Origin of the sequence: Cecembia rubra (assembly GCF_003014575.1) — a bacterium.
Taxonomy (GTDB): Bacteria; Bacteroidota; Bacteroidia; order Cytophagales; family Cyclobacteriaceae; genus Cecembia_A; species Cecembia_A rubra.
The window spans coordinates 12,097-24,494 of sequence record NZ_PYGF01000019.1 but is presented as its reverse complement, the minus strand read 5'-3'; the positions used below and the strand labels follow the sequence as shown (position 1 = coordinate 24,494).

The following is a 12,398-nucleotide window of genomic DNA, read 5'->3' as shown; positions in this document are numbered from 1 at the left end:
CTAGTTGAAACAACTGAATCTAAATAAGACAAGTATAGTCTTTAGAGTAATTTTAAAATCATATATATGGATTTTACTGCCTCTTTCGATTATTGCAGGGTTTGAGTCTTGCTCAACTTATATGGAAGCAGGGACACATTTAACCCCATATTCAGTTAGTGTGTCTGGATACTATAGAAAAGATGGAAGCTACGTCCGTCCTCATAAAAGAAGACCTCCAGGTAGTGTTGAAAAAGATGCTCCTTGGAAAAGGGAGAGATTCTTAATGGGTACTTTATTCCTTGGTAGTATTGCTTTAGGATTAGGTTCTTTATTCTATACCTATACAGTTTCAGTTACTAAAATAAATGAAAAAGAGTCTCGAATTAAATCATTAAAGAGAGAAAGAAATTTTGTTCACAAAAACATAATTGGGAAAAATATCAGCCGGATTATTTCAAAGGAATTGAACTTCGACAATTTATCTGAATACCCACAATACTTACTTCATGACGACAAAAAGGAATGTGCCTACAAACACAAGGGATTACCTAAAACAAACTTTCATGTTAAGTATAAAGCGATTAAACATTACTACCGAGTGTGTCTGGAACATGTAAGCTCACTTCCTAGTATTGGTAGAGGACAACCATGTTCTAAGTACATCAAAGAAATAGAATACTATGAAGAATATAAAAAACTTCAAATTTCTTTTAGAACGTCTTTCGAGATAATGGCGACTAAACAGACCTTTGAATTTTCAGAGAATGAAATAGATCAATACTTTTATATGATTTATAAAGAAAAGACTGGCCCAATCGAGGTACTGCCTCGCCAACCATTAAATTAGCGAGTTGCGTTTCCGCTTCGGCGCACGCGGTCACAAACCATCATATCCTGAAGGTCGGGACAGGCAGTACGGGTCTCGTCCCCCCTGCATCCCGGCTCCTCACTAAAACCTTCCACTGGAAGGTTTCTTTACGCTCGACCCCAGTTCACTGGATTGTAGGTTGCGCCCGCCCGGATGATCCAGTCGGACGGGCCCGCCTGAATGACATGGTTAGGCAGGATTTGAGATAGTAGGAAAGCATAGATTCGTATCATTTTCTTCTTAAGTGGGACAGAGTTATATAAGTAATAAGTATAGGGCTCTAATCCTCCGAAGCGGACCAACCCCCTTTTCTTGCTCCCCTGCATCCTGACTCCTCGCTAAAATATGTCAAGGGTTGATTTTTTTACAATCAGACCTTCAATCCATAGTTCTTCTGTAACAGCATAAAAGTTGACCCTTCCTTTCTAGAATTGATGCCACAGTCTTTGCATGTATAATCCCATCTCATAAGGCTAAAAATTTGAATAAGTCACCTAAAATCGTAAATTTTATATTGAATTGTTGTAATAAACGTAAAAAATACCCTGAATAGGGGGTTTTTTAGGTGAATGGGAATGGGTAGATTTAGGAAGATTTATTATCGTTTAATCATTAAATTAATCACTATGGAAAAAGCTAAGTCATATCTTGATTATTTGGATAAAACTTATTTGGAAGAGTTAAACTATAAAATATGGTCTACAAAAGGTGCTAGGTTTAATGCAAGTCACAGACTCCTTAAAATTTCCCAACTTTCAAATCTATGTACAAGTCTTTTTTCAGTTTACTTGATAGCAGTTGGATTACTATCAGTATACAATATATATAATTCAAGCTTTATAAGCGGTAATATACTTGCTTATTCTACTACGTGCTTATCTATTCTATTGCTTGTATTCACACAAACAGAAAACTCTAAAGATTACAGTAAAAAAGCCAATGAATTTCACAATTGCGCTCTTGAGTTATCTGAACTTTATAACCGTTTACGAATTTTCAAAACACTCAATGAAAACAACACATTAGAAAATAAACGGATCTTTGCTGAGGAAATCTCAGAAGAATATGGAAGAATTCTTCAAAGACATGAAAATCATGACCCCATTGATCACGAAATCTTTAAAGCAAAAAAAGCAAAATATCACCAGCTTAAATGGACAAACATTACGACAATAAAGTTAAAGTATTATTTTGAAACTAAGTTTATTTTCCGTGCATTAATTGGTTTTCCTCCATTAATTATTGTATTAATAGTTGGAGGATCTTAACGGTTCAAAATCTTCTAAACATTATTTGCAACATTTTGGTGTTAAGTACCCCTCAGGTTTAGCCAGTATTCGGTCTATTACTAGGTTTTAAAAAGAAAGTTGGGCTTAGTTAAAAGAATTAAAAAGCAAATCGATAAACTTGGTTTTTTAATAACCAAGGCAAAAAGCGGCGCAAATTGAGGCGGGGTTGGTTGGGTTAGTCTGAATTAAATAAAATAATGCAAGAAACTGAACGGATATCGAAGGAGTTATTAGTGGAAGATGCTTCCATCTGGTTTACGGAACAACTTAATGATTTATGTATTTTGATAAAGGCTCCAACAAATACTTGCAAATCATTAATTAAAGAATGTGGAGCTGAAATAATAATAGGAAAAGACAATACTTTAATTAAACCAATTATCCATATAGGAATAAAGATATTTGATGATAAGATTAATCCGTTACTATTAACTGGTGCTCATAGATTTCGTGAAGAAAATAAAGCTCTTATAAAAATTCTAAAATCAGAATCATGTTTAGTTGGCTTATATAATGAATTAGGTGTATTGGTATCGAGATGTCAAGTTGTTTTTAACTCAGATACCCAACAAATTCTTGAATTTATTGGTGGTTTAGAGACTTTATATTTCGGAGATTTTACCGGAGAAGTTATTGATTCTCTTGACTCTTTTGACTATACGATTGATAATACAAGACAGTTTAAAAATCCATACTTAATTGATTTGATGACAATAAACTGTGAATTTAAAAACTGGAATCATGTCGACGCTCATTTTGCTGGGGTAATCGAACAACCACAAACAAGAATTGACGATCTAGAAGAAGGAGCAACATTAGAAAAATATGTATGGTTTTCAATCGAGAGTTTATTTCCTTTTAATATTTATTTAAATCCCAGGTTTAAAAACAGTAAAGGTGATAAGGAATTAACTGATATTCTTGCATTTTATGATTCGGGAATTTTTCTAATTGAGACAAAAGGACTTTCTGTTTTTGCTCAAACTAAAGAAAAGTCAATGGAGAAAAAAGTTACGACACTTAAAAAACATATTAAAAAAGCAATTACGCAACTAATTGGAGCAACGGAAAACATTGAAAGAGGAACTCAGTTCTTTGACTCAAAAGGAAAGAAAATAGAATTAAATAAAAATATAGTTCCACATTGTATTGTTTTAGTTTCTGAATTACTTCCTTTTGGTGATTGGGAAAACATTCAAAAGGAAATCTTAATAGCGATGTGTGAATCAAAAATATTTTTAAATGTACTGGATTTTAGAGAGTTTATGACCTTAGTTAAAAACACGAAAGGTAAAAAAGAGTATCTTGACTACTATCTAATACAAAGGACTAAGAAGTTTGTTGAATATAAAAATATACATCTGAGAACAATAGTAACTGGCCAAAATAGACTAGAAGACCAGGAGCCATAAGCTCACGATATTACTCTTATTCTTCCTTAACCCAAAGAAGGTATAATTCAGTCAGGATTGAATGTCGCTATTTGAAGTATGAGAAAAGTATTAGTTCCTATCCTTCTCTTCTTATTTGGAACAAAAAATAAGACAATCAGTGTCAACTTTTAAAAAAGGTATATTTTTTTATTAAGTGAATAATCAAATCATATAAATTAAATTCTAATTTAAACCAATTTGAAGTAATAAATATGATATAATTGGCGTTATTCCGAATAATGTTCTTTATTTTTTAATATAACAATCTGTACTTTTCAAATAAGATCAATTGAATTTTATTTTGCAAATTGCATTAAAATGCAAATCTTAAAAGAGAATGAATAATAAATTCAATTTTAAAAATTTTTTAGGTTTTGATCGAGCAACACCTGTAAATTCTCAAGAAGATACCCTCCTTGAAAGCAAATTGGACTTATTAAGACAATTTAAGAAGCAAAACTTTGGAGTCGATTCGGTTTATTTCAATACTGATGAAAACGAAAATAGCTTTCCTGCTGTATTTTTGAAAAAAGTAAACACTTTTGATGAGGAAACATTACAAAATATAGCAGATACCCACAAAAAAATATGGAACTATAAAAAGGTGTTGTTTTTATATGTTTATTCTGAAACAGAAATTCGAATTTACAATTGTTCAGAGAAACCACTTATTAAAACCAAAGAAAACTTTGATTACGAAAAGGAACTTCAAAAAGTTGAAATAAAATCGTATCTGTTTTCAGATAAAAAACAACTTGAAGAACTCAATAAACTGTTCTCTAGAACGGCTGTTGATTCAGGAATTATTTGGACTTTGGAAGAAGCTGAATTTATTAGAAATAAAATTAAACTGCAACGTAGAGTTGATAAGTATTTGGTAGAAAGTTTAGTAAATACAGCGGAGCAACTAGCTGACCAAGGGCTTGAGATTAATTTTATACATAAAATAATACTTCGTTCTTTATTCTTGTTATATCTCGAAGACAGAGGAGCAACAGATGAAAAACTATATTCTCAAATTAAGAAAGGAACAAAATCTTATTTTGATATTTTAAATGACCAACAAGATACATATAAGTTATTTGAGCGATTAGAAGAAGACTTTAATGGTAACATATTCACTTTAGAAAAAGACGAAAAAATTACTTCTGAACAACTCCAAATAATAAAAAAATGTTTCATAAGTGGCAATGACAAAACTCCCCAAACTAAATTATTTGAAGATTGGCGATTATTTGACTTTAGTATTATACAAATTGAGTTACTTAGTGAGATTTACGAAAATTTCCTTTTCAAAACAGACCCTATTTTAAAGAAACGAACAGGCACTTACTACACGCCCCCATCACTTGTAGAGTTTATTTTAAATGAGAAACTACCGGTTAATAAAACTTTCAAAGATTTCAATGTTAAAGTTTTAGACCCAAGTTGTGGTTCGGGGATTTTCCTAGTTGAAAGTTATAACAGGTTAGTTAAGCGATATGAAAATCAACATAAGGAAAAATTGACAGACTTCGACAAACTAAAGAAATTGTTGACTGATAATATTTTTGGAATTGAACTACACCAACAAGCTATAAAAGTTGCAGCATTTAGTTTGTATTTGGCTTTGGTTGATAAACTAGATCCAAAAAATTTATGGCAAAAGAAAAAACATCGTTTACCAAATCTCATCAATAACCCCAACGACAAATCTTTAAAAGAGCAAGGAAAAAATCTTTTTTGTAGAGACACAATATTACAAAACGAAGAAATTGAAAATATTAAATTTGATTTAGTAGTCGGGAATCCACCATTCGGTACAACCAATTTATTGGAATCCATACACAACTATTGTGATGAACATAGTTTTGCCAAAGAAATGGTATTGCCATTTCTCCATAAAGCAACTAAATTTGCTCCAAATGGTGAAATAGCATTGATATTCAACACTAAAGTTTTAACAAATACAGGTGGGACTTATCAGAACTTCAGAAAGTGGCTATTTAATGAATGTTACGTTGAAAAGGTTTTTAACTTTTCAATTTTACGCAATGCAAAGAAAAATTTTGGCGGTCAACTTTTTGGAGATGCAACCGGTCCGATAAGTATCGTGTTTTACCAAAAAGAACATCCTAAAAAATATAGTGAAAAGATAGTTTATTACGCTCCAAAAACATTCATCAAATCAAATGTAATTGACGGTTTGTGTATTGATTTTACTGATTTAAAATATCTTCCTAGAGAGGAATGTCAAAAGCCAAACTCTAAAATTTGGAAAATTGCTATGTGGGGAGGAATGAATGATTGGCAATTGGTGCAATCATTTAATGAAAAAAATGTTGGACAACTATTATCTCAAAGGGGGTTTGTTAAAGGTCTTGGACTCCAGTTTCTTGATAAATCAACAAAAAAACCGATAATTGATAACGAAATACCTAAAAAATATGTAAAGCCTCAATCAATAGAAAGGTTTAGTACATCTTCATTTTCTAAATTAAATGATGGTTTAACTGATGAATCTAAAAAAATATATGCAGATTATTACAAAACCACAAAGGAGAATCTACCACCAATCAATGTTTTCAGGAGAATAGGTACAAAAGGAGCGTTCAAAGCACCTCACATATTAATTAAAGAAGGGTTGTCAAATTGGGAAATATGTGCTTCTTATTTAGACAATAATTGTTCATTTAATAGTAAAGTCATAGGAATTCACCACACAGATTCACAGTTACTGAAAGGTTTAGTTTGTTATATTAATTCAACATTCGCTCTTTATTATATCTTCTTGACATCAGCATCAATTGGCATTGAACGTGAAGAAATAAAACCAAATGAATTATATAATCTTCCTCTATTTCTTGAAACAGTAGATTTTTACAAATTGGCTAAATTGTTTGATGAATACATAATAGATAACCAATTTTCAAGACATCAGAATATTGATATTTTGGTGCAAAAAGTTGACGAATACATTTTTGAAAAATTATCGTCATTCAAACAAATAGAAACCAACATTATTCAAGACTTTATTTTATATACTGTCCCGTTATTAAAGAAAGATACCGTTGCAATTAGCATACATCCAAATATTGATAATGTAAAAAGATATTGCATAAAACTTGTTAATCAACTCAACGATTTTCTTAGTGGTCAGGACTTGTTTGTAAACGCTACAATATACAAAATAAGTAGGTTTACTCCCTTAATGATGGTTAAACTTTCTTTTGATAAGAAACAAAAAGAATTAGCAACATCAAAAGAATTTGTTGATGATGAGCTTAAAAAAATCGACCAATATTTATGGGAAGAAAAATCAAATAATATCTATTTCAGAAAAAAGCTGAATTATAAAATCGGAAATGACATATATATCATTCGACCAAATCAACGTAGATTTTGGTCACAGTCAATGGCATTGGAAGATGCTCCCGAGTTAATTCTTGAAATTTTAAATGGGAATTAACGATGGCATTGAATACGATTGTTTATACAAAATTCAGGAATGCTTTTGAGCAAAAATGTTTTCAGTTAATCGTTGAATCGTATGAAACCTCATTGTATGCGAAAGTGATACAATTAGATTGGAATGAAAATGATATTTCTTCAGAATTGCACCGCCATTTAAAAGAAAATCCATTAAGACTAAAATGGAAAGTTTCAACTAATGTTGAAGCAGACATTCCAAAAGACATACCTAAAGCAAAAGGATTTTCTGATAAATTCCCTCGAATTGATTTTAGACTAACATCCTTTATTTCAACATATGAATTTGAGTATTTCTTTGAAGCTAAAAATCTGAAACAAAATGATTCTGCATTAAAACGAAGATACATAGATACAGGAATAAACAGTTTCGTTTCTAAAAAGTACGAAAATGGCAGTCTAATTGGGTATTTGCTTGAAGGCAAAGTAAGTGAAACTGTAAAAGGAATTAACTCTTTATTGGTAAAAGACAAGAGAAATGCAGAAATTTTAAAACTTGGCTCAAACAATCTATTAAAAAGCTATTTTGAATCTAATCATTCTGACATAGGGATGTTGAAACACTTGATATTTGACTTTACGACTATTTAAAACTAATGCCAACGCTTCACAGCCACACACATTGCCAAGTCGCACCAGCCGACACGCAAACCAAAACTTGGCAAAGAGTGTGTCTGCCCAACCGCACGACCAAAACGACCGACAAGCCATCGGACGAAAAAGATCACCGAAGCGATAATCGAGTAGCCCGACCTGAGCCAAATGGCTCAGGTTGAGGCTCTCACAATTTATCCCAAGAATCGGGGCTACCGTATTCCGAAGGTCGGGACAGGTAATACTGATCTAGTCCCCCTGCATCTTGGACCCTCACTAAAATATGTCCAGGATTGTTTTTTTTTTACGATATGACTTCCACTCCATAGTTCTTATGTAACAGCATAAAATTACACCCTCCTTTCTAGAGTTGATCCCATAGTCTTTATTTGTATAATTTAAGTTTATAAGTTAAAAAATTAGAATAAATCATCTAAAGTCGTGAATTTAAGGTTTAATTGTAAACATAGATGTATAAAATACCCTGGATAGGGGATTTTTTAGATATGGGGGATTTGGCAGGTTTGGGAAGAAACAGATTAATTTTTTTCAGGAGTAACTTATGATAATTTTGCATAATTGACAGCCAATTCAGAAAAGATCGCAAAAAGGAAAAGAGAATAATATAATCTACCTGATAGGAAATTACTTTAAAACAATAAGCCACGAAAGCCAATAAAGATATATTTCTACCCAAGTCAAAAATTCTAATTCTCTAAGTCAAACACAAATAAATTTTGTACTTTCCCCAACTGAAATTGACTCCATTTATGTGAACAAAAATAAGAAAAAATCGGAATAAAGTGATAAATACACCTTGCTCCGATTTTACAGAAGGGATTTTATAAAAAGTCCCAAGGTACTAGGTAATCATTGAAATGTCTTTGAAATTTGTTAAAGGTAAAAAGTGATATTCCCAGTGTTTTTCCATGTACACGAAGAATGTCTTCTATATTCTGCCCTCAAGGAGTGAGAGCCACTTCCTAAATTTAAGCTATTTACAATCAGAGAATATGATAACTGAATAGAATCTGAAATAAGAGTATTATTGATGTACCATCTTATTTCAAAATCTGTAGGATTTGGGAAATTTGGATATGTCAAACATGATGATGAATCAATTAAACAAGCTCCGATAGTTTCATTGGGCTCGATTTGAATATCAACACCGTAATCTGGACAATTACAATCAGCAATACAACAGTTTGTTCTATTGCTCCAAATAAATCCAGCGGGACAAGACTGTGCATGTAAAATTATAGACATGCCAAAATTTAGTAATAGAAATAAAATTAGATTTTTCATAGTTAATAAATTTTAAAGTTTAGGTTAAATCAAAAACATTTCGTCATTAATTTAATAATTTAGTATCAAAAAGAAAAATTTTCTATTGGTTTTTTTATAAAGAATTAAAGTAATGATCTTGTCTACAAGATTAGCCGAAGATATTTTGGCGAGAATTTATTTAAAAAATTGATAGTTGGAGCACTTCGACATCCCTTTCAAATACAGGAATGAACACATAATTAACTTTTACTCATATCTCAAAGAGGTTATTGGATCTTGCATTGCTGCTTTTCTTGCAGGGGAAATTCCGAAAATCAAACCAACTGCTGTCGCCACTCCAAAAGACAACAATATAGATGGGAATGTAACGATTGTTGGAAAATCTCCTAATGTAGCTACCAACTTCGCTAAAATTATTCCTAACAATACTCCAATTAATCCGCCGGTAACAGAAATCAAGATAGATTCAAAAAGAAATTGATTAACAATATCTGATTTTTTCGCACCTAACGAAAGTCTAAGTCCAATTTCTTTTATTCTTTCCAGGACTGAGGCCAACATAATGTTCATAATGCCTATTCCACCTACCAAAAGAGAAATTCCCGCTATAGATCCCAAAACATAATTAAAAATATTTTGGGTCTTCTGTTGTTGTTTTAATAATAACTCTGGAATAGTCACTTCAAAATCAATTACTTGGTTGTGCCTTCTTCCCAAAAGTTTATTTACAACCTCAGCAGTTGGGTTCAAAGTTTCACTTTTCTCTACTTGGACTACTATCTTGTCTAATTGGTGGTAATTGTCCGACCTACGGTTATTATTACCTTGTAAGTTAGATGACAGTACCAAATCTCTATTCATAAATCTTACAAGCATGGTTTCAATAGGAATATAAACATCCATATTGAAATCCCTTATCCCTAATTTAGATACACTTTGTTTCGAAATAAATCTTTCCTCCATAATCCCAATTATTTCCAACCATTGATTGCCACTTTTTATGCGCTTTCCTATAGGGTTTTCTTTGGGATAAAATTTATTAGCAACCGCCTTTCCTATTATACAGACTGGTTCACTGTTGCGCATATTTTCTGAACTGAAAATTCTACCTTTAAACAACTTTAAATCCAACATTTCAAAATACGCAGGTGTAATCCCCACAAGTTTAGCAGACCTTCGAATACCACTTTGAACCAGAAAAGTTTCTATTTCAATCTCAGGATTAATATTCTTAATACCGGGAATAATCTGCTTAATGGCTTCTACATCTTGTAATTTGAGACCGGGAGAAAATCTGGCTTGTTCTTTCTCAAAATCAGAAGCTTCATTTATACTTTGATCTCTTTGTTCAAAAATAGGCTTAACGACAATGTTATTGACCCCAACGAGTTTTATCTGATCTAATATTTCCTGTTGGGCCCCATTCCCTATAGCCAACATGGCAATGACCGAAGCCACTCCAAAAATGATACCTAAGGATGTTAATAAGGAGCGTATTTTATTGGCAATTACTGCTTCCAAGGCAATGCAAAAATTAACCCAAAGCCTTTTTCCTTCAATATTTTCAAAAATCATAAATTTTCTTCACTAGCTCTTTCAAGATGTATGTTATGTTAGTTTAATGGAATATTCTAAAAAGAAGAGTTTCTTTTTCTGTTCAATCCTTCCAACAAGTTAATTTCTACCTTTGTGGACCAATCTGGAGTAGAAAGGTATACGGCATCACCCTCTTTCAACCCAAGTTCCACTACTACATCATTTCCATTTGCTATTCCGACCTTAACTTCCTGTTTTTTGCCAGATTTTAAATAAACATAATTGAGAGAATCTGCTTGGGTATTTAAAGCTTCCAATGGTACATATATTACATCATTTAACTCCTCTACAATAATGGTATTGCTGGTAGTCATTCCAGGTCTTAACATAGGATCGCTTTCATTGATCAATATAGTCACTTCGAAAACTTTGGCATCTGAATTAGGCCGTTGCTGACCTACATTAGCAACATTTTTAACTTTCCCATATAGTTTTTTTTCGGGAAACGCATCTAAACCTAATTCCACCCTTTGACCTACTTTAACCTTACTTATATCCACTTCATTTATATAGGTAATACTTTGCATAATTGTCAAGTCAGGTAGTGTCGCTACCACTGGATTCCAGGCACTGATTTGACTTCCTTTTTTTATTTTCCCACCCATTCCCGAAGCATAGATTACCATACCATTTTGAGGTGCGGTAACAGTAAACTTTTCTAGAACTTCATTTATTTGTTTTACCTCTGTCTGTACATCTCGTAACTTTGCTGAAACTTCCACCATCCTTGCTCTTTCCTGCATGGTTTTTATCCTATACCGATCTATAGCCTGTTTCAAATCCCTTTTTGCTTTTTCTACATTGTTTTCATTTTGTTTGATTATAGCAGGAGGTTCATATTCAGATTGGTTCAAAATAAGTTTTCTTTCTTCAATTTCATATTCAAGATTGATTATATTGTCCCTTTCCTGTCTGAGAACTAGAGAAGTATCGAGTTGAGTCTGCTCAAAAAGTGCAATGGCCTGCTCTAATTCCAAGCGCTTATCTTCCAAGCGTCCGAAGAGTTCTGTTTTATCTAACGAGGCTATAAATTCTCCCTTTTTAACATTAGTACCTTCATCTACCATTTCTTCAATAGTAAAATTCCCAACTCGAAACCGTCGAGCTTCAATTGGTCCCAACACTAATGTTGAATTGAGTGCCTGCAGCTCTCCTGAAGTTGTAATCTCAACTTTGAACTTTCCTCTTTTTGCTTGGGCCAATATTTCTTTTTCATTAGTAACCAGAGATGGTTTGAAAAAAAAGTAAAGAAAGATAGAGGCTACTATTGTGCCATATACAAAGAATGTTTTTTTTTTCATCTTATAAAGTAGGTTAGGCAGACATATACAAAATTAGCCAATGGATTTTTGATAAACTATATTTACCGACTAATAATTTGGCCAAAAGTATAGATGGATTAGTTAATTTTTTATTTCTTAAAATCTTCTTTTTTATCTGTGATCTATATGAGTTTTCCACAAGGTCAAAAAATCAAATTACTGTTTAATTCGCTTTTTCGATTAGTTCAGAAAAATTCTTAAAATCGCAATTCTTGGGAAAATTGATGAATCTTGGGAAATAGTATTCCAAATACCATTCTACTTCTTTCGACAGTTCAAAATCGTCCTCAATTGGATTCGTTTAGTTATAATCTTACATCATAGGCTTTCCAAACATTCAATATAGGTATTGTCTAGGGGATGTCTTTTCAGCCCATCGAGATTTTATTGTAAAATCATTGAAGTTTATTCATCTATAAGAATGAGGAGTATTGGATTTCTGGATAGGAATTAATTATTTCTGGCTTATTTTATGCTTTAAAATACTCCTCATACACTTATCTATAACATTTTGCACCATCGTTGTTTGTTTGAATCTTTTAAAAAAAATGCCGGTTAA

General features: G+C 32.2%; 7 protein-coding genes. 5 read left to right on the top strand and 2 right to left on the bottom strand.

Going from position 1 to position 12,398, the window contains the following annotated elements; translation table 11 throughout:
* Window positions 1-4: 4 nt before the first annotated feature.
* The 5 genes from CLV48_RS19830 (at window position 5) to CLV48_RS19810 (ending at window position 7,631) form a co-directional block, all read left to right on the top strand.
* On the top strand, window positions 5-829 hold the full coding sequence (locus CLV48_RS19830) for a hypothetical protein (RefSeq protein ID WP_146140129.1): 825 nt from the start codon (window positions 5-7) through the stop codon (window positions 827-829).
* Window positions 830-1,476: 647 nt separating this feature from the next.
* Window positions 1,477-2,118, top strand: a complete 642-nt coding sequence (locus CLV48_RS19825; protein ID WP_170069063.1) for an SLATT domain-containing protein — start codon at window positions 1,477-1,479, stop codon at window positions 2,116-2,118.
* A gap of 218 nt (window positions 2,119-2,336) precedes the next feature.
* Entirely contained in the window at window positions 2,337-3,551 is a 1,215-nt protein-coding gene (locus tag CLV48_RS19820) for a nuclease-related domain-containing protein (protein ID WP_106569042.1), read from the top strand.
* 358 nt (window positions 3,552-3,909) lie between these two features.
* Window positions 3,910-7,020 carry an HsdM family class I SAM-dependent methyltransferase gene (locus CLV48_RS19815; protein WP_106569041.1) on the top strand — a complete coding sequence of 1,037 codons (3,111 nt, stop codon included), beginning with the start codon at window positions 3,910-3,912 and terminating at the stop codon, window positions 7,018-7,020.
* Between the two features lie 2 nt (window positions 7,021-7,022).
* Window positions 7,023-7,631, top strand: a complete 609-nt coding sequence (locus tag CLV48_RS19810; protein WP_106569040.1) for a hypothetical protein — start codon at window positions 7,023-7,025, stop codon at window positions 7,629-7,631.
* 1,536 nt (window positions 7,632-9,167) lie between these two features.
* On the opposite strand, the gene CLV48_RS19805 is transcribed toward CLV48_RS19810, so the two are convergent.
* Window positions 9,168-10,496, bottom strand: coding sequence for an ABC transporter permease (locus tag CLV48_RS19805; RefSeq protein ID WP_106569039.1), 1,329 nt, complete (start codon window positions 10,494-10,496; stop codon window positions 9,168-9,170).
* Window positions 10,497-10,552: 56 nt separating this feature from the next.
* The gene (locus CLV48_RS19800) at window positions 10,553-11,818 is read right to left on the bottom strand and encodes an efflux RND transporter periplasmic adaptor subunit (protein WP_106569038.1); all 1,266 of its coding nucleotides are present in this window, start codon (window positions 11,816-11,818) and stop codon (window positions 10,553-10,555) included.
* Window positions 11,819-12,398: the final 580 nt, after the last annotated feature.

Coding starts and splice junctions, on each gene's coding strand:
- CLV48_RS19825 (WP_170069063.1), top strand. CDS start 1,477: ATGGAAAAAGCTAAGTCATATCTTGATTATTTGGATAAAACTTATTTG.
- CLV48_RS19820 (WP_106569042.1), top strand. CDS start 2,337: ATGCAAGAAACTGAACGGATATCGAAGGAGTTATTAGTGGAAGATGCT.
- CLV48_RS19805 (WP_106569039.1), bottom strand. CDS start 10,496: ATGATTTTTGAAAATATTGAAGGAAAAAGGCTTTGGGTTAATTTTTGC.
- CLV48_RS19810 (WP_106569040.1), top strand. CDS start 7,023: ATGGCATTGAATACGATTGTTTATACAAAATTCAGGAATGCTTTTGAG.
- CLV48_RS19815 (WP_106569041.1), top strand. CDS start 3,910: ATGAATAATAAATTCAATTTTAAAAATTTTTTAGGTTTTGATCGAGCA.
- CLV48_RS19800 (WP_106569038.1), bottom strand. CDS start 11,818: ATGAAAAAAAAAACATTCTTTGTATATGGCACAATAGTAGCCTCTATC.